Here is a 17,894-nt window from a genome sequence, read left to right as displayed (position 1 = left end):
CCGATCGCCGACCTGGAGCCCCGCGGCGCCCGGCCCGCGCACCGGCGTCTGCACCTCACCCGCGCCCTCGGTGCCGAGCAGTTCGAGCCCGGGCCGGGCCGGGCTGGGCACCCGCGACTTCCCGGCCGGGCCGGAGGCGATGTACCCGCCGCCGAACAGCGTCGCGATCCCGGGCGCGGGGCGGCGCACCACTGGCAACGCGAAGAACAGCGCGGGCCGCGGCGTGAAGGCGCGGTACCCGTCGAACAGCGTCGGGACGTAGAGACCGGAGCCGGCGGTGACCTCGGTGACGACCGGGTCGGCCGAGCTGACCTCGAGGCTGCCGGTGCCGCCGGAGTTGACGATCTCGAGCGCGCCGACGACCTTCTCGACCGCCTCGACGACCGCTCCCCGGCGCTGCGCTAGCTCGGCGGCCGAGCGTCGCTTGACCAAGCGCACCGCCGGTGAGGAGTCGGGCAGTCCGGCGATCTGGGCCTCGTAGAACATGACACCGACGACGCGCCGGCCGGCGTCGCGAGCCGTGCGGGCGAGCGCCGCGGCGTCGGCCGGGGTGCGCAGGGGCGAGCGGCGCACGCCGAGGTGGACCCGCCCGAGCCGCAGCGACGCATCGATGTCGAGGCAGACGCGCACCGGGGTCTCCCCGGCCTGCTCCCCCAGGATCTCCAGCTGCTCCGGGCCGTCGACCATCAGCGTGATCGCATCGAGCAGCGCGCGTTCGCCGGCGAGCTCGCGCAGTGCCCCCCGGTCGACGCTCGGGTAGCCGAGGAGCACGTCGGTCACGCCACCGCGCACCAGCCAGATCGCCTCGCGCACCGAGTAGGCCATGACGCCGGCAAAACCGGGCGTGGCCAGGGCGAGGTCGAGCACCCGACGGCAGCGCACCGACTTCGACGCCACCCGCACGGGGGTGCCACCGGCGCGGCGCACGAGGTCGGCCGCGTTGGCCCGCAGCGCGGCGAGGTCGAGGGCGGCCAGCGGCGCGTCGAGGTCGGCGGTGGCGGCGGTGAGCGCGGCGAGGTCAGGATCCGGACGGTGCGGCACGGGGCTGACACTAGACGGGCGGGCGCCGTCGGCGGGTGCGACGATGCGTGCCATGACGACCTGGACCAACTGGGCCGGCACCGTGTCGGCCGACGTGACCGTCGTGGCCCCTGCGACGGTCGGCGAGCTGCAACGTGTGGTCGCCGCCGCGGCCGAGCGCGGGCAGCGCGTGAAACCGATCGGCGCCGGCCACTCGTTCACCGCCATCGGCGCCACGGACGGTGTGCAGCTGCGCCTCGACCGGCTGGCCGGCATCGTCCGGGCCGACCGCGCGACCGGACTGGTGACCGTCCTCGCCGGCACCCGCCTGCACGCGTTGAACGAGGCGCTGTGGCACCTCGGGCTGTCCATGACCAACCTGGGCGACATCGACGTCCAGTCCATCTCCGGGGCGATCTCCACCGGCACGCACGGCACCGGCGCCAAGTTCGGCGGCATCGCCACCCAGGTGCGCGGCCTCGACCTCGTGCTCGCCGACGGCTCACTGCTGTCGTGCTCGGCCGAGCAGAATCCGGAGGTCTTCGCCGCCGCCCGCGTCGGGCTCGGCGCGCTCGGCGTGATCGCCACGGTGACGCTCCAGTGCGAGCCGTCCTTCGCGCTGGCCGCGGCGGAGGCCCCCGCGTCGCTCGACGCGGTGCTCGAGGATCTCGACGAGCACGTCGTCGGCAACGACCACTTCGAGTTCTACTGGTTCCCGCACACGCGTCGGGTGCTGACGAAGCGCAACAACCGGGTGCTGCCCGGCACCGAGCTGCGTCCGCTACGGAAGTTCCGCCACTGGCTCGACGACGACTTCCTGTCCAACACCGTCTTCGACCGGCTGAACCGGGTGACGACCCGGCGACCCGCGCTCATCCCGCGGGCCAACGAGACCGCGGCCCGGCTGCTCGGCGCCCGCGATTTCATCGACCGCTCGTACCGGGTCTTCGCGTCGGTGCGCACCGTCCGCTTCCGCGAGATGGAGTACGCCGTGCCGCGCGCGGCCGTGCCCGAACTGCTGGCCGGCATCGAGGCCCACCTCGCCCGCAGCGGCGAGCAGATCGGCTTCCCGGTCGAGGTGCGTTTCGCCGCCGCCGACGACATCTGGCTCTCGACCGCGAACGGGCGCGATTCGGGCTACATCGCCGTGCACCAGTACCACCGGCGCGAGCACGAGCCCTACTTCCGCGCCGTCGAGGAGCTGGCGATGTCGCTCGGCGGGCGCCCGCACTGGGGCAAGCTGCACTTCCGCGACGCCGCCTCGCTGCGTCCGGCCTACGAACGTTTCGACGACTTCGTCGCCCTGCGCGACAAGCTCGACCCGCAGCGGATGTTCGCCAACAAGTATCTGTCACGGGTGCTCGACGCTCAGTAACGGCAAGACGTGGCCGATGGAAGAATCGGCGACGCCGGCGACGAAGGGCACCACCGTGAGCACCACCGCACCATTTCGGCGCGCGTTGACCGCGGTCGCGCTCGTCGTCGGCCTGGTACCCGCCCTCGGCTCGGCACCGGCCGCAGCCTCGACCTGCCGTCCCGCCGCCCTCACGCCGCCACCCCGCATCGGCGGGGTCGCCCGGGTGCATCCGGAGCGCGCGACCTGCTCCGCGCGCTCGTTCGCCGCGGCGACCTCGGCCTCCGACCTCTACAACGGCGGAACCCCACCGCTCCTGCCGCACAGCGACATCGTGATGGGTACGCCGTCGGTCGTGGTCACGCCGGTGTTCTGGGGCCCGGCGGGCGCCTTCACCGCCGGTTACGTCAACACCGTCACCCAGTACCTCCGCGATGTCGCGCACGACAGCGGAACGCGCACGAACGTGTTCTCCACCCTGGGCGAGTACGGGGTCGCCTACCGCCTCGGCATCGGCGCCCCGATCATGGACGCGAACCCCTACCCGACGTCCGGCTGCACCGTCGACGCCGGCCCGATCTACGCCGACACGACCGGGTACTCCGCCTGCTTCGACGACGCGCAGCTGCAGGCCGAGGCGGGCACGGCATCCGGCGGCCGGGGTGGTCTCGGCCAGCTGTTCGTGATGCTGCTGCCGAAGGGCGTCGAATCCTGCTTCTACCCGGCGAGCGACACGAGCGACACCCAAGCCTGCACGATCAACTCGACGCCGAGCGGCTCCTACTGCGGGTACCACGGCTACCTCGACACGCCCGGCACCGTCTACGCGGCATTGCCATTCCCGGTCTACGGCGGACCGCCGGCGAACGGCAGCTGCACCGACGAGGGTCTCGGCGGTGGCGTCCAGGCCCCCAACGGCGCGGTCAACCGTGACGCCGACGTGCTCATCAGCACCCTGAGCCACGAGGTGGCCGAGGCGCTCACCGACCCGCACCTCGACGCCTGGTACGACAACGGCGTCAGCGTCCAGAACGAGAACGGCGACGAGTGCGCCTACGACTACGGCAGCTACTCCGGATCGCCGGGCGCGTACTGGAACCAGACGATCAACGGGCACCGGTACCTGACCCAGACCGAGTTCAGCAACGACGCCTACTTCGCAGGCCGGTACGCCTGCATCCAGACGAAGGCTGCCCCGGCCGTGACCGCCGTGTCGCCGGGAGCCGGACCGACTGCCGGCGGGCGGTCGATCACCCTCACGGGGACGGCCTTCACCGGCGCCTCGCAGGTGACCATCGGTGCGGCGAGCGTGCCGTTCACCGTGCGCAGCGACACCTCGATCACTGCGGTCACGCCACCACACGGCTCCGCCACGATCGACATCCGCGTCACGACTCCCGGAGGCACCACCGCGACCCGGAGCGCGGACCGCTACCGGTACGGCGTGCCCGTCGTGACTGCGCTGTCCCAGACGGCGGGGGCCACGTCGGCCGGGCACCTCGTCTACCTCGCCGGCACCGGATTCACGGGCGCGACCAAGGTGTTGTTCGGCTCGACCGCGGCGCGGTTCACGGTGACTTCCGACTCAAGGATCACGGCGCTCACCCCGGCACACTCCCAATCCGCGGCCGCGGTCGTCGTCGTGAACGGCGCTGGTTCGAGCGCGGTTTCGGCGACCACCCGCTACCTCTTCCTCGCCCCCCCGCGGATCACCCGGGTATCGCCGGGGCGTGGCACCCGCACCGGCGGCACGACCGTGACGATCACCGGCAGCAACTTCTTCCGGGTCAGGGGCGTCCGCTTCGGCTACACCGCCGCGTCGTTCACGGTGAACAGCTCGACGCGACTCACCGTGCGCACTCCGGCCCACGCGGCGGGATCGGTGAACATCCTCGTCTACACCCCGGGCGGCACGAGCGCCGTCACGACGGCCGACCGGTACGCCTTCACCTGATCGTGGCCGACCTGACCGACGTCCGCCGCATCGCCCTCGGTCTGCCCCGCGCGTACGAGGCGATCGTGCGCGAGCACGTGAAGTTCCGGGTCGGCCGGCTCGTGTTCGCATCGGTGTCGCCGGACGAGACGCTGCTCGGCTTCGGCTACCCCCGAGAGCAGCGCGAGGCGCTGGTCGCGAGCGATCCCGAGACGTTCCTGCTGCCGGTCGCGTCGGACCTGCGCTACCAGTGGGCGCGGCTGCGGCTGGCCCGGATCGCGGTCGACGAGCTGGACGAGTTCATCGTCGACGCCTGGCGGATGTGCGTGCCCCGGAAGGTGGCCGCCGAGCACCTCGGCCCGGAGACCGGCTGATCGGCGTGTGCTCCCCGGATCCGCCGGTCCCGCGCCTATCGTCGGCCCATGCGTCAGCTGCGCTTCGTCCGCCCCACCGAGGACGGTGGCCACCTCGTCGTGGAGACCGCCGACGGCAGCGAGCAGTTCGCGCTGCTCAACGATGCGCCGCTGCGTGACGCCGCCCGGGCCGACGCCCCGCGCGTCGCGGCGCACCGCGCCGCCCCCGCCGAACCCGAGGTGACCATCGGCCCGCGCGAGATCCAGATGCGCGTGCGAGCCGGCGAATCGCCCGAGGACCTCGCCGAGGCCTTCGGGGTCAGCCTCGACCGGGTGCTGCGTTTCGCCGCGCCGGTGATGGAGGAGCGCGCCCGCATCACCGACGAGGCCCGCCGGGCCCGAGCCCGTCGCAGCACCACCGAGGGCCAGGTCGTCGTCTTCGGCGAGGCCGTCGACGACCGCTTCACCGCCCACGGCATCGTTCCGACCGAGGTCACCTGGGCCTCGCGGCGCCGCGACGACGGCGAGTGGGTGATCGTGGCCGAGTGGCTCGGCGGCGCCAGCACGCACAGCGCCGAATGGCTCTTCCACCGCACGACCCGCTCCGTCACGCCGGTCGACGAGACCGCCGCCGACCTGCTCAGCGACCGGCCGATCCGGCCCATCGCGCCGCCGGCCCCGGTCGTCGAGCGCCCGTCGCTCGCCGCCGCCCCGCGGCTCGCCCCGGGCGTCGTCGCCTTCCCACCGATGCCCGACGCGCACACCAGCCCGCTGCCGCGCCTCGAAGAGGTGTTCGACCAGGAGGCCGCGAGCGCGTCACCGGGCGAGCCCGCTGCCCAGGTCACCCCGATCCCCGAGCCCGACTTCGACGCCTCGCTCGACTTCGACGCGCCGCCGCTGCCACTGGGCATCACCGACCCGTCGACCCGCCCCGCCGCGGCGTCCAACGTGAAGAACCTGCGCAATCTCGGGGTGAGCAAGCGCGACGAGTCCGACGACGACCGCGCCGCCCGCGCGCGCGTCCCTTCCTGGGACGACATCCTGCTCGGCGTGCGCCGCAAGCAGGACTGAACGTCACGGGGCGCCGGCGCTCCACGACACGCTCTCCGGCGTGACGAGGCAGAACGGGTGGCCGACCGGGTCGGCGTAGACCCGGTAACCGATCGGCTTCGGCGATCCCTCAAGAAGGGTCGCGCCGAGCTCGATGACCCGCGGCTCGGCGGCGTCCAGGTCGTCGACGAGCACGTCGACGTGAAGCTGGCCGGGTGCGTCGGGATCACGCCAACACGGCGCCCGGAAGTCGGCAACCTGCTGCAGCGCCAGCACCGGCAGCATTGCGCCCCGACCGAGGGTCACCCAGTCCGTCGCCGCGTCGATCCGATCGAGGCCGAGCAGCTCGGCATAGAAGCCGGCCAGCTCGAGCGGGGCCGGGCAGTCGATCACAAGGCAGTGCAGACGGCCGATCACGGACCGACCCTACGAGCCGGTCGTCGGTACCCGGGTAGCGCCGTGGCGACACACGCGTATCGAGGAGCGGCGCCAAGATCAGCCGAGCGCGAAACTCGGTCGCCGATGTCGGACGCTCCCCGTACCGTCGACAGACGTGAGTGAGCCTGCCGATCCCGCACCTGCGAAGCAGCAGCCGGGCCAGCAGAGCACCGTGCGCACGATCTTGCGGCTGCGCTCGTGGGTGCGGCCGCACCGCCGGGCCATGATCAGCATGCTGCTCGCCGCGACGGGCGCGATGCTCGCCGGTTCGCTCATCCCGCTCGTGATCGGACGCGTCGTCGACGGCCCGATCCGCCATCACGACACGTCGGGCATGTGGTCGCTCAGCGGGTTGGCGCTGCTGCTCGGCGTCGCCGAGGCCGGGCTGTTCTACGCCCGCCGCCGCTCGATGTCGATCGCGGCGCTCGGGGTCGAGACCGATCTCCGGCGCGACCTCTTCGCCCACCTGCAGCGCCTGCCGGTGTCCTTCCACGACCACTGGCCCTCGGGCCAGCTGCTCTCGCGCCTGACCACCGACATGTCGACGCTGCGGCGCTTCGTCGGGCTGGCGGCGGTGTTCCTGCTCGCCGACAGCGTCACCATCGTGGTGGTGCTCGTGCTGCTGCTCAAGATCCAGTTCTGGCTGGGCCTGATCGTGGCGGTGTCGATGATCCCGCTGCTCGTGGGCACCCGCCGTTTCGAGCTGCGCTACAGCCAGAACGCGCGGGCCGCGCAGGACCTCACCGGCGATCTCGCAACCGCGGTCGAGGAATCCGCCCTCGGCATCAGGGTCATCAAGTCCTTCGGCCGGCGCCCGCACATGCTGGCCGGTTTCAGTGAGGACGCCTCCCGGCTGCGGCGGGCCGAGCTCACCAAGATCCGCACCCTGGGCCTGTTCTGGGCGTTGCTCGAGGGCCTGCCGCAGGTCGTGCTCGCCTTCGTAACCGTCGGCGGCGTCTACGCCACGGCCCACGGCGTCATCACCATCGGCCAGCTGGTCGCGTTCGTGGCGCTGTTCCTGCAACTGGTCTGGCCGATCATCATGTTCGGCTGGTTGCTCGCCCTCACCGAGGAGGCCGGCAGCGCCAGCCGCCGCATCTTCGAGGTGCTCGACACCGCGCCGTCGATCGTCGACCCCGTGCGCCCGGCCCCGGCCGAGAAGGGCACCAGCCTCGTCTTCGACGACGTGCGCTTCCGCTACGCCGGTTCGGACGTCGACGTGCTGCGCGGCGTCGACCTCGAGCTGGCGCCGGGCGAGACGATGGCGATCGTCGGCGGCGTCGGCTCCGGCAAGACGACGCTCACCGCGCTCGTGCCCCGGCTCTACGACGTCTCCGGCGGCCGGGTGCTGATCGGCGGGGTCGACGTCCGCGACCTGCGCCTCGACCAGCTGCGGCACACCGTCACGACGGCGTTCGAGGACGCCACCCTCTTCTCGGCGAGCGTCACCGAGAACCTCACGCTCGGCCGGGCCGGGCTGTCCGACGACGACATCCGCGAGGCCGTCGCGCTCGCCCAGGCCGAATTCGTCTACTCGCTGCCCTACGGGCTCGACACCCGCATCGGCGAGCAGGGGCTGTCGCTGTCCGGCGGGCAGCGCCAACGGCTGGCGCTGGCCCGCGCCGTGCTCGGCCGCCCCCGCGTGCTGATCCTCGACGACCCGCTGTCGGCGCTCGATGTGCACACCGAGGGCCAGGTGGAAGAGGCGCTGCGCCGGGTGCTCGCGAGCACCACCGCGCTGATCGTGGCCCACCGGCCCTCGACGGTGATGATGGCCGACCGTGTCGCACTGCTCGCCGACGGCCGCATCGCCGCGGTCGGCACCCACCGCGAGCTGCTCGACACGGTGCCGGCCTACCGGGCGCTGCTGTCGCAGGCCTCCGAACTCACGAGCCAGGCAGGGGCCGGCCGATGACCGATGTGATCGAACACCCGTCCGACCCTTCGACGTGGCAGGGGCAGCTCACCCCCGACGCCCAGAAGGACGCCCGGGCCCAGGACGACCCGGGTCGGGGCGTGCACCTGCACGACGACGCCCGCGCGCTGCTGCTCGACCTGATCCGCCCGCACCGGCGCCGCGTAACCGTGGTGCTGGGCCTCGTGCTGCTGCAGGTCGTCGCCACCATGGCCGCGCCGTGGCTCGTCGGCGTGGCCATCGACCAGTCGCTGCCCGACGCGTTCAGGGGCGACTACCAGTCGCTCTCGGTCGTCGGCAGCCTGCTGCTGATCGCGGCGGTCATGTCCGGCTCGCTCCGCGCGATCTTCGTCATCAAGAGCGGCGCCATCGGTCAGGACATCCTCTACGACCTGCGGCGCCGGACCTACGACCACGTGCAGGCGTTGTCGGTCGCGTTCCACGAGCGCTTCACCAGCGGCCGGGTGATCAGCCGGCTGACCTCCGACGTCGACACGTTGACCGAGCTGCTCGACAGTGCCCTCGACACCCTGCTCACGGCGCTGTTCAACAGCGTTGCGATCGGGGTGCTGCTGCTCGTCCTCGACCCGCCGCTCGCCGCGATCGCGCTGGCCTCGCTGATCCCGATGTGGCTGCTGTACCGCTGGTTCTCGCCCCGCGCGGCGGTGGCCTTCCGGCTCACCCGCGAGACGGTCGCCACCATGATCGTCAACATCGTCGAGACGCTCAACGGCATCCGGGCCGTGCAGGCGTTCCGGCGCGAGAAGCGCAACGACGCGATCTTCGCCCGCCTCAACGACGACTACCGCGAGGCCAACAAGGTCACGTTCAACCTGCAGGCCTACTTCATCCCCGGCACGTCCCTGATCGGCAACGTCGCGACGGTCGCGGTGCTGCTGGTCGGCGGCTTCCGGGTGGCGCACGGCGGGCTCGAGCTCGGCGTGCTCACCTCGTTCCTGCTCTACCTGCGCCAGTTCTACGACCCGATGCAGGACATCGGCATCTTCTACAACTCGCTGGTCTCGGCGACCGCGGCGCTGGAGAAGATCGCGGCCGTGCTGGCCGAGCCGCCCGGGGTGCCCGAGCCCGCCGAGCCGGCCGAGCTGGCGGGTCCGGTCCGCGGCCGCGTCTCGCTCCAGGGCGTCGAGTTCGGCTACCGGGCCGACCGTCCGGTGCTGCCCGAACTCTCGCTCGACATCCCGGCCGGGCAGACCGTCGCGCTCGTCGGCGCCACCGGCGCGGGCAAGACCACGCTGGCCAAGCTGATCTCGCGCTTCTACGACCCGACCGCGGGCACGGTGGCGCTCGACGGCACCGACCTGCGCTCGATCGGCGACGCCGACCTGCGCAACGCGGTCGTCATGATCACGCAGGACGGCTTCCTGTTCTCCGGCTCGGTCGCCGAGAACATCGGTTTCGGCCGCCTCGACGCGACCCGCGAGGAGATCGTCGCGGCCGCGCACGCGGTCGGCGCCCACGAGTTCATCGGCGCGCTGCCCGAGGGCTACGACACCGACGTCCGCAAGCGCGGCGGTCGGCTGTCGGCGGGTCAGCGGCAGCTCGTCGCGTTCGCTCGCGCGTTCCTCGCCGACCCCGCCGTGCTGATCCTGGACGAGGCGACGTCGTCACTCGACGTCCCGACCGAGCGGCTGGTGCAGCGCGCGCTGCGCACCGTACTCGTCGAGCGGACTGCGCTGATCATCGCTCACCGGCTGTCGACGGTCGAGATCGCCGACCGCGTGCTCGTCCTCGAGGACGGCCGGGTTGTCGAGGACGGCTCACCGGCGAGCCTCATCGAGTCCGGCGAGGGCCACTTCGCCGAACTGCACTCGTCCTGGCGCGACTCGCTGGTCTGACGACGTCAGGAGGAGTGCGCCAGATCCCAGCGGAGCATGGTGATGATCTTCGTCGGCGAGCCGAACAGTTCCCGATCGTCGTGACCGAAGCCCGCCATCATCACGACCGAGTCGGTCACGCCGTGGGCCCGGAGGATCCCTCCGAAGTCGAGCGCACTCGCAGGTGGCACGACCGGATCCTGAGCGCCCTGGACGATGTAGAACGCCGGCATCGGCCGCGACCGGCCGATCGCGTATTCGGGGGTGAAGTCGCGCCACCGCTGCGCGCAGCCGTCGCTACCGGAGACGCCCGCGTACTCGCAGCCCATCATGTCGCGCTCCCGCGTGTACAGGTTGTACTCGGGATTCGGTGCCGGGTTGGCCGGGGCCGCCGCCGCCGCAACCCGCACACCGTCCGCGGCGACCCGCTGCGGTTCGAGAACGCCTGACACGCTGACCACGGTGCGGAAGCCGCCCGACAGGCCGAGTACCGCGGCCAGGTGCCCACCGGCGCTGAAGCCGTAGGCCGTGCCCCGGTTGGGATCGATCCCGAACTGCGCGGCGTGGGCGGCGATCCACTTCCGGGCGGCCAGCAGGTCGGTGACCTGCTGCGAATACGGCACCTTGTCACCGATGCTGTAGCTGAGGTTGAACGCCTGCCACCCGTGGGCGTAGAAGACGCTGGCCGCCCAGGCTGTGTAGGCCTGGGACCCGTGGATCCAGGACCCGCCGTGCAGGGTCACGACCCACGGGGCCTTGGCCCGGGTGCTCCGCCACGTCGCGGTCAGGGACTGGTTCGGATCGGTCGTGCCCTCGTACTGGAAGCTCTGGACGTGCTTCGGGTCCACGAAGCTGAAGCGATCGGCGGCGGTGACCAGCGAGGTCCCGTAGCGGGTCGTCACCCGGATGTAGGCCGCGCCGACGGCGTGCGCCGGAGCGGTCACCGTGAGAGCGCCGCTGTAGGCCACCGCGAGGGTGCGGCCGGCGACGCCGGAGAAGCTGACCCCCGTGACATCGAGGAAGTTGGCTCCGCGGACGACCACCCGGGAGCCACCGGTCGACCATCCCGAGGGCGGCGACACCGAGGTCACGACCGGCGGGGCGATGTAGCTGAAGCGGCCGCGCGAGACGAGGACGGACCGGCCCGACGGGGTGACCACTCGCAGCCACACCGAACCGGCCGCGTGCGCCGGGGACGTCACCTGCAGGCTGGTCGAGGACGACACGTGGATGGCCGACCCTCGGCTGCTGCCGAACAGCACGGCCGTGGCGTGCAGGAGGCGCTGCCCGGTGATCGTGACCCGGGTTCCACCGGCGGTCGCGCCCCGGAGCGCGCTGACCGACGAGATCGACGGTGCGGAGGCGGTCGACGCCGGCCCGGCGGACGCCGCGGTCGATCCGTAGATCCCGACAAGAGTTGCGCCCAAAAACAGCAGGAGCGCGCGCCGCAGCTTCACGACAAACATCACGATCTTCCCCGAATATCACGAGCCGTGACGATTTGTCGCAGGCGTGATCAAGGTAAATGGATGTTTGATCTTTGTCTAGATGATGTTGAAAGCCGCCAGGTGATCTTCGCCGGCGGGCCGCCGAAGCACGATCAGCGCCGGATCAGCTGCACCACGCCGTCGTCGGTGCCCGTGATCCAGAGGCGGTGGCTGCCGGGGGCGACGGCGACGGTGTTGGGCTGCCGGACCGTCGCGTAGCGGGCGATGATCTGCGGCGTGGGGCCGGACAGGTCGAGGCCGACGACCTGGTTGCGGGCCGTCAGGGTCACCCACAGCGTGTCGGTCGTCGCATCGACCGCCAGGCCGTAGGGCGTGCCGGGCAGGGCGAGACGGCCGATCGGCGTCAGCGGCGCGAGCCGGTAGACCAGGATCGCGTCGCCGCGGGTGTCCGACACCGCGACCCGGTCACCGCTCAGCAGCTCGCCGTGCGTCGGACCCTTGCCGGCCGGGACGATCGCGGTGCGCCGAGCGGTCGGCAGGTCATAGGTGCTGAGCGTGAAAGCACCGACGTCGACGACCGCCACGTCGTGGCCGTAGCCGATCACGCCACCCGGCTGCTTCAGGTCGCGTACGGTCGCGCGCACGATTCCATCGCGCACAACCGAGATCGACTTCCCGAACTCGTTGCCCACCACCAGGTCGCCGTCGGCCGCCGCGGTCGCGTCGTGCGGCTGCTTCAGGACGTCGGTGGCCCGGGTCGCCCCAGCCGGCAGGGTGACCTCGACCAGTTGATTCGCACTCTCGGCCGGCACGAGCACCGGCCCGCCGGGGCGGGCGAGTTGCAGGTGGCGCACCGATCCGGGCAGCGGCACCGTCCGCCGCAGCGCCAGCGTGTCGGGGTCCAGCAGCAGCAGGCGGTCCGGGTTGCGCACGGCCACCGCCACCAGCTTCGTCACCGGGTCGAAGACGATGCCTTCGGGGCTCTCCCCGACCGGAACGACCGGGCCGACCGGGGCCGCGCTGGTCGCCGGAGCGGTGGCCGGTTCGGCCGCACCCGGCCGCTTCGGCGCCGACGATCCGCACGACGCGACGAGCAGCAGCAGTGCCGCGACAAATGCACCATACGTCGAGGTACGGAGGGCGTTCATAGGTCGAGTGTGCCCGACGCCCGCAACACGTGGCGCCGGCCACATCCGAACTCAATCGGTCGGGAACGGAACCGATGTGCGGCGGCCCGTCGAACTCCCTGATAACCGACCCACTTCCAGGAGGATCCACAAAATGCGCGGAATCAAGAAGGTACTGGTGGCTATCACGGCCGTCGGCCTCGCCAGCACCGTCGCCGCTTGCAGCAGCAGCGGTTCGTCGAGCGACAAGAAGCCGATCGCGACCGTCAAGGACCTCAGCGGCGGCGTGTCCACGTCCGTCGCCCTCGACGCCAATTTCGTCAAGGCGCTCACCTCGCTCAAGCTCGCCCCGGGCCTCGTCGGCAAGGCGACCATGCCCACCGCCGGCACCGTCACCTTCCCGATCACCGGTGGCAACGTGACCGTGTACAAGAAGGGCAAGGTGACCCCGTACGTCCAGGGCACCATCCGCCACGACGGCAGCGGCCTGTCCCTCAAGGGCGGCAACACCACCGTCACGCTCGAGAACTTCGTGATCGACCCGGGCAACAACTCCAAGCTGACCGGCGATGTGCTCGCCAACGGCAAGTCCGTCGTCAAGGGCGCGACCCTGTTCGACCTCGACGGCAGCACCCTGCAGCCGATCACCGTCTCGGGCAACATCGCCACGCTGACCGGCACCCGCGTGCTCGTGTCGAAGGACGCGGCCGCCCTGCTCGACAAGACCTTCAACACGACCGCGGTCACCGGCGGCCTGCTCGTCGGCGTCGCGACCCTCAAGGTCAAGGTCGCCTGATCACCGCACCACTGAGCACTGCCTCCGGGCGGTAACCGCGCGAGAGGCGGCCACGGGCGACCGTGGCCGCCTTTCGGGTTTCAGCACAGCTGCGCGAACGCCACCGCCGCCGCCGTGGCGACGTTCAACGAGTCGACGCCGGCCGCCATCGGGATGCGCACGCGCACGTCGGCCCGGGCCATCGCCGCCTCGCTGAGCCCCGGTCCCTCGGCCCCCAGCAGCACGGCCCACCGCTCCGGCGGGCTGAGCGTGCGCAGGTCGCGCGAGCCGCCCGGCGTCATCGCCACGATCTCGAAGCCGTGCTCGGCCAGCACGCCGAGCGACGCCGGCCACTCGCCCGGCAGCACCGCGAACGGCACCCGCAGCACGTGCCCCATCGACACCCGCACGCTGCGCCGGTACAGCGGGTCGGCGCAGCGCGGGTCGAGCAGCACCGCGTCGACCCCGAACGCCGCGGCGTTGCGGAACAGCGAGCCCAGGTTCTCGAAGTCGTTCAGCGCCTCGAGCACGGCCACCCGGTGCGCGCGCGCCAGCAGCTCGCCCGCGTCCTGGGCCGCCGGCCGGTCGGCCGAGGCCAGCACACCACGGGTCACCCGGAACCCCACCACGGCCGAGAGCACCCATTTGTCGACGAGGTACACCGGCACGCCGAGCGGTTCGAGCACCGGCCACAACGCCTCGATCCGGGCGCGGACGCCGATGACCGCCCGCACCGCGTAAGGCGAGGTCGCCAGCCGCTCGACGACGTTGACGCCCTCGGCGATGACGATGCCGCGCCGGTCGGGCCGCACGTCGGCGTCGGTGAGGTCGCGGAAGTCGTCGAGGCGCGGGTCCGCCGGGTCGCTCAGCTCGACGATCACGTCGCGAAACGCTAGCGGGGTCAGCCGGCGGGGTGCATCCGGGCGGTCACCAGATCGGCGACGGCAACCGGGCCGAGGCCGCGGTGCCGGGCGAGCACGGCGGCTATCGCCCCGGTGCTGACGAGGCAGACGAGACCGCCGCCGACGAGACCCCAGCGCGGTCCGGCGACGCCGGCCAGCCAGCCGATCAGCGGCGCCCCCGCCGGCGTCCCGCCCATGAAGCAGATCAGGTAGAGCGACATCACCCGGCCGCGCATGGTGGGCGCGACGCCGAGCTGGATCGAGGCGTTGGCCGCGGTCGTCACCGTCAGCATCGCCAGCCCGGCCGGCATGAGCGCGATCGCGGTGAGCAGGAACGTCGGCATCAGCCCGGACACGATCTCGGCGAGGCTGAACAGGGCGGCCGCGACGAGCAGGAACAGCGCGCTCGGACGCTTCGTGCGGCGGGTCGCCACGATCGCGCCGCCGAACGCGCCGACGGCCAGCGCCGTGGACAGCCAGCCGTAGCCGCTCGCGCCGTGGTGGAACACCTGCTTGGCCATGAGCGCGGTCGTGATGGCGAAGTTCAGCCCGAACGTCCCCACCACGAAGATGAGCACCATGGTCAGCAGCAGGTCGGCCCGGCCGCGGACGTAGCGGAACCCCTCCCGCAGCTGACCCGCCGCCCGCCGCACCGGGGGCGACGGGTGCAGCTCGCTCGTCCGCATCATCGCCAGACCGGCGAGTACGGCCAGGCTGGAGGCGGCGTTCGCGACGAACGCCCACCCGGTGCCGACGGCGGTGATCATCACGCCGGCGACGGCCGGGCCGAGGATTCGCCCACCGTTGAAGATCGTGGAGTTGATGGCCACCGCGTTGGTGAGCTCGTCGCGCCCCACCATCTCGATGACGAACGACTGCCGCACCGGGGTGTCGACGGCGGTGACGAGCCCGAGCACGGTCGCCAGCACGAGCACGTGCCAGTAAACGACGACGCCGGTGACGTCGAGCAGGCCCAGCACCAGCGCGACGAGCGCGAGCGCGCTCTGCGTGACCAGCAGCAGCTTCCGCTTGTTGCCGCGGTCGGCCAGGATGCCGCCCCAGAGCCCGAGCACGAGCGACGGCCCGAACTGCAGCGCGGTGACGATGCCCAGGGCGGTGCCGGAGTTGGTGAGCTCGAGGACGAGCCAGTCCTGCGCGACCCGCTGCATCCAGGTGCCGGTGAGCGACACGAGCTGGCCGGCGGCGTACAGGCGGTAGTTCCGCACGCGCAGCGAGCGGAACATGCCGGGACGTTCGGTGGGTGCGGCGGAAGGATCGACGGAGGGACGGGAGGCGACCGCCGTCACTGCTCGGCCAGCTTGTCGAGGATCGGGACGACCCGCTGCAGCAGGGCTCGCTCGTCGGCGGTGAGGGCGGCGAGACGCTTGGTCAGCCACTGGTCGCGCGAGCGGCGCTCCGAGTCGAGCAGCTCCAGCCCGGCCTCGGTGATCGCGATGATGGCCTGGCGCTTGTCCGACGGGTGGACGTCGCGGCGCACGAGGCCGTGCTCCTCGAGGTTGGCCAGCACCTTCGTCATCGACGGCGGCTGCACCTTCTCGCAGGTCGCGAGCTCGCCGGCGCTCATCGGACCGTGCTTGCTCAGCGTGGCCATCGCCGACAGCTGGGTCAGCGTGACCGAGGTGTCGACGCGCTGGTTGCGGACGAGGCGGGTGAGGCGCAACAGCGACGGCCGCAGCAGCGCGGCGAGTTCCGCCATCGTCGCCCGGGTCGCTGTGGTCACGATAGTTAGTCTAGCTAACGACTGCCGGTTGTGCCACCGAGCAGCCGCCGGGCCAAGCCCGCTATCAGGTCGTCGGCCCGGGGCAGCGGGGTCCCGTCGAGTCGGGTGATGGACACCGCCCCGCTCAGCGTGCTCGTCCAGAACGCGGGGTGCCGCAGCAGCTCGGCCCGGTCGAACGGGCGCAGCGCGGTCGGCCGGCCCTCGTCACGGGCGAGGTCGAGCAGCAGGCGGCGGGTGATGCCGGGCAGCACGTCGTCGCGCAACGGCGCGGTCACGAGCGTGCCGTCGTCCTCGATCAGGAACACGTTGCCGCGGGCGGTCTCGAGCACCGTGCCGTCGGCGGCCACGAAGAGCGGGACGGCCGGCCGCACCCCCCTCTCGATGGCGACCAGTTCGGCGCGGTCGGCCCACTTGTGCCGCCACAGCACGTCCGAGCGGGGCACCACGACCGCCGGCGCCGCGCTCGCCGGCGGGCGGGCGGGGGCGGCCGCGACCGTGGCGCGCCGGTCCGGTCCGACGACGACGCGCACGACGGCCCGGCCGGGGAGGTCGCGGGCGGCGGCGTCGACCTGCGCCGCCAGCCCGGCCGGCAGCCCGGCGTCGAACACCTCACGACACGAGCGGTCGAGCCGGGCCAGGTGGTCGGCCGCGTCCAGGACCCGGCCGTCGATCGCGAGCAGTGTCTCGAGCAGACCGCCGGCGAGCTGGGTCCGGGTCGGCGGGCGCACCGGCGCGGGCGGCGGTTCGACGCCGGCCGCCCGCAGCAGCGGGGCGGCCTTGTGGAGGCACTCGCGCCACTCCAGCATCGGCACGCTGTCGGCGGTGATGCCGCCGCCGACGCCCAGCTCGATGCGGTCGGCCGCGATCTCGAACGTCCTGATCGCGACGTTGAACTCCGCACCCCAGAGCGGGCTGACGAAGCCGATCGCGCCGGTGTAGACACCTCGCGGGCGCGGTTCGAGCGCCTCGATAGCCGCGACGGCGCGCACCTTGGGCGCGCCGGTCACCGATCCGGGCGGGAACGTCGCGCGCAGCAGTTCGGCGTCACCGACCTCGGGCCGCACCCGGCCGTCGACCCGGGAGACGAGGTGCCACAGCCCCGGGTGGGCCTCGACGCCGAGCAGCAACGGAGCGTGCACCGAACCGGGCTCGCTCACCCGGCCGAAGTCGTTGCGCATCAGGTCGACGATCATCACGTTCTCGGCGGTGTCCTTCGCCGAGTTGCGCAGCCGTTCGTCGTTGCCCTCGGCGTCGCGGGGCAGCGTCCCCTTGATCGGGGCGGTCATGATCTCGCGGCCACGCCGGACCAGGAACAGCTCGGGGCTCAGGCTGACCACGGCCGAGCGCTCCCCCGCCACGTAGGCCCCGCGCGACGGTCGCAGCGCGGCGGCGGCGTCGGCGAACAACCGGGCCGGGCGACCGCGGAACGAGCCGGTCAGCCGGGTGCAGACGTTGACCTGGTAGAGCTCCCCGGCCCGGATCAGCTCGACCGCCTGCTCGACCGCGGCGAGGTGCTCGGCCGGGTCCGGGCCGGTCATCGACCCGACGACGGCCGGTGGCCCGTCCGCCGGGTCGCCGGCGAGCAGGGCCGTCCAGGCGGTGATCCGTTCGGTCAGCACGGCCGCGCGCTCGTCGCTCCACAGCGCCTCGAACTGCCAGCTGCCGTCGACGAGCCGGATCAGGTGGTCGTGGAAGGCGACCCGACCGGGCCCGTCGAAGGCGAGGGCGGCGAACCACCCGCCACCGACGAGCCCCGCGTCACCGGTGACCGCCGGCTGGGTGTCGAACAGGGCGATCGGGTCCTCGGCCGGATCGGCGACGAGCAGGGGATGCGAGGTGACGATCGCGGTGCGCTCGGCCCAGTCACCCCGCAGGGCGACGAGACCGTCCCACCCGTCGGCGCGCCGCACGACCTCCTCGACGCTCGGCCCGGCGCCGAGGGCGACCCGCACCGCGCGAACCGCCAGCCCGGCCACCGCTGCGCTCATGCCGTTACGCTCGCA

15 protein-coding genes are annotated in these 17,894 nt (G+C 72.3%); 7 read left to right on the top strand and 8 right to left on the bottom strand.

The window, feature by feature from the left end; translation table 11 throughout:
• Nucleotides 1-1,041, bottom strand: a 1,041-nt coding sequence (locus VGN18_RS15065; RefSeq protein WP_327540524.1) for an alanine racemase, incomplete at its 3' end; no start/stop codon positions are given.
• Nucleotides 1,042-1,093: 52 nt separating this feature from the next.
• Here VGN18_RS15065 and VGN18_RS15060 point away from each other — a divergent pair.
• The 4 genes from VGN18_RS15060 to sepH are packed head-to-tail and all read left to right on the top strand — an operon-like array spanning nt 1,094 to nt 5,731.
• The gene (locus VGN18_RS15060; RefSeq protein WP_327540523.1) at nt 1,094-2,395 is read left to right on the top strand and encodes a D-arabinono-1,4-lactone oxidase; all 1,302 of its coding nucleotides are present in this window, start codon (nt 1,094-1,096) and stop codon (nt 2,393-2,395) included.
• Between the two features lie 16 nt (nt 2,396-2,411).
• On the top strand, nt 2,412-4,328 hold the full coding sequence (locus VGN18_RS15055) for an IPT/TIG domain-containing protein (RefSeq protein ID WP_327540522.1): 1,917 nt from the start codon (nt 2,412-2,414) through the stop codon (nt 4,326-4,328).
• Nucleotides 4,325-4,681: an MmcQ/YjbR family DNA-binding protein gene (locus tag VGN18_RS15050; protein ID WP_414655058.1), complete on the top strand. Its 357-nt coding sequence runs from the start codon at nt 4,325-4,327 to the stop codon at nt 4,679-4,681. The genes VGN18_RS15055 and VGN18_RS15050 overlap by 4 nt, the downstream gene beginning before the upstream one ends.
• Nucleotides 4,682-4,729: 48 nt before the next feature.
• Nucleotides 4,730-5,731, top strand: coding sequence for a septation protein SepH (sepH, locus tag VGN18_RS15045; protein ID WP_327540520.1), 1,002 nt, complete (start codon nt 4,730-4,732; stop codon nt 5,729-5,731).
• 3 nt (nt 5,732-5,734) lie between these two features.
• Here the strand turns inward: sepH and VGN18_RS15040 are convergent, their stop codons facing one another.
• Nucleotides 5,735-6,127: a VOC family protein gene (locus tag VGN18_RS15040; RefSeq protein WP_327540519.1), complete on the bottom strand. Its 393-nt coding sequence runs from the start codon at nt 6,125-6,127 to the stop codon at nt 5,735-5,737.
• Between the two features lie 136 nt (nt 6,128-6,263).
• Here VGN18_RS15040 and VGN18_RS15035 point away from each other — a divergent pair, with 136 nt between their 5' ends.
• Complete coding sequence (locus VGN18_RS15035; RefSeq protein WP_327540518.1) at nt 6,264-8,063, top strand: ABC transporter ATP-binding protein; 1,800 nt, start codon at nt 6,264-6,266, stop codon at nt 8,061-8,063.
• Complete coding sequence (locus tag VGN18_RS15030) at nt 8,060-9,919, top strand: ABC transporter ATP-binding protein (protein ID WP_327540517.1); 1,860 nt, start codon at nt 8,060-8,062, stop codon at nt 9,917-9,919. Before VGN18_RS15035 ends, VGN18_RS15030 begins: the two co-directional genes overlap by 4 nt.
• Nucleotides 9,920-9,924: 5 nt before the next feature.
• Here VGN18_RS15030 and VGN18_RS15025 read toward each other — a convergent pair whose 3' ends face one another.
• Together VGN18_RS15025 and VGN18_RS15020 are read right to left on the bottom strand one after the other, a co-directional pair.
• Nucleotides 9,925-11,364 (bottom strand): IPT/TIG domain-containing protein, encoded by a 1,440-nt coding sequence (locus VGN18_RS15025; RefSeq protein ID WP_327540526.1) that lies wholly within the window; start codon nt 11,362-11,364, stop codon nt 9,925-9,927.
• Between the two features lie 134 nt (nt 11,365-11,498).
• The gene (locus tag VGN18_RS15020; protein WP_327540516.1) at nt 11,499-12,494 is read right to left on the bottom strand and encodes a hypothetical protein; all 996 of its coding nucleotides are present in this window, start codon (nt 12,492-12,494) and stop codon (nt 11,499-11,501) included.
• A gap of 133 nt (nt 12,495-12,627) precedes the next feature.
• Here VGN18_RS15020 and VGN18_RS15015 point away from each other — a divergent pair, with 133 nt between their 5' ends.
• Entirely contained in the window at nt 12,628-13,269 is a 642-nt protein-coding gene (locus VGN18_RS15015; RefSeq protein ID WP_327540515.1) for a hypothetical protein, read from the top strand.
• Nucleotides 13,270-13,349: 80 nt separating this feature from the next.
• Here VGN18_RS15015 and VGN18_RS15010 read toward each other — a convergent pair whose 3' ends face one another.
• From VGN18_RS15010 to VGN18_RS14995, 4 genes are read right to left on the bottom strand one after another with little or no spacing between them, the layout of a single operon-like run.
• Nucleotides 13,350-14,126, bottom strand: coding sequence for an RNA methyltransferase (locus tag VGN18_RS15010; protein ID WP_349259934.1), 777 nt, complete (start codon nt 14,124-14,126; stop codon nt 13,350-13,352).
• Nucleotides 14,127-14,149: 23 nt separating this feature from the next.
• The gene (locus VGN18_RS15005; protein WP_327540513.1) at nt 14,150-15,394 is read right to left on the bottom strand and encodes an MFS transporter; all 1,245 of its coding nucleotides are present in this window, start codon (nt 15,392-15,394) and stop codon (nt 14,150-14,152) included.
• Between the two features lie 59 nt (nt 15,395-15,453).
• Nucleotides 15,454-15,867, bottom strand: a complete 414-nt coding sequence (locus VGN18_RS15000) for a MarR family transcriptional regulator (protein ID WP_349259933.1) — start codon at nt 15,865-15,867, stop codon at nt 15,454-15,456.
• Between the two features lie 38 nt (nt 15,868-15,905).
• The gene (locus tag VGN18_RS14995; protein WP_327540511.1) at nt 15,906-17,879 is read right to left on the bottom strand and encodes an aminodeoxychorismate synthase component I; all 1,974 of its coding nucleotides are present in this window, start codon (nt 17,877-17,879) and stop codon (nt 15,906-15,908) included.
• Nucleotides 17,880-17,894: the final 15 nt, after the last annotated feature.

The sequence above is a fragment of the Jatrophihabitans sp. genome (assembly GCF_036000465.1).
Classification (GTDB): Bacteria; Actinomycetota; Actinomycetes; order Mycobacteriales; family Jatrophihabitantaceae; genus Jatrophihabitans.
Note: the sequence above shows the minus strand (reverse complement) of the source record. Positions and strands in the feature narration are given on the sequence as shown.

What these genes read in the sequence shown, in the direction of transcription:
- VGN18_RS15060 (WP_327540523.1), top strand. Translation starts at nt 1,094, where the DNA reads ATGACGACCTGGACCAACTGGGCCGGCACCGTGTCGGCCGACGTGACC.
- VGN18_RS15055 (WP_327540522.1), top strand. Translation starts at nt 2,412, where the DNA reads ATGGAAGAATCGGCGACGCCGGCGACGAAGGGCACCACCGTGAGCACC.
- sepH (WP_327540520.1), top strand. Translation starts at nt 4,730, where the DNA reads ATGCGTCAGCTGCGCTTCGTCCGCCCCACCGAGGACGGTGGCCACCTC.
- VGN18_RS15030 (WP_327540517.1), top strand. Translation starts at nt 8,060, where the DNA reads ATGACCGATGTGATCGAACACCCGTCCGACCCTTCGACGTGGCAGGGG.
- VGN18_RS15025 (WP_327540526.1), bottom strand. Translation starts at nt 11,364, where the DNA reads ATGTTTGTCGTGAAGCTGCGGCGCGCGCTCCTGCTGTTTTTGGGCGCA.
- VGN18_RS15020 (WP_327540516.1), bottom strand. Translation starts at nt 12,494, where the DNA reads ATGAACGCCCTCCGTACCTCGACGTATGGTGCATTTGTCGCGGCACTG.
- VGN18_RS15015 (WP_327540515.1), top strand. Translation starts at nt 12,628, where the DNA reads ATGCGCGGAATCAAGAAGGTACTGGTGGCTATCACGGCCGTCGGCCTC.
- VGN18_RS15005 (WP_327540513.1), bottom strand. Translation starts at nt 15,394, where the DNA reads ATGTTCCGCTCGCTGCGCGTGCGGAACTACCGCCTGTACGCCGCCGGC.
- VGN18_RS15000 (WP_349259933.1), bottom strand. Translation starts at nt 15,867, where the DNA reads ATGGCGGAACTCGCCGCGCTGCTGCGGCCGTCGCTGTTGCGCCTCACC.
- VGN18_RS14995 (WP_327540511.1), bottom strand. Translation starts at nt 17,879, where the DNA reads ATGAGCGCAGCGGTGGCCGGGCTGGCGGTTCGCGCGGTGCGGGTCGCC.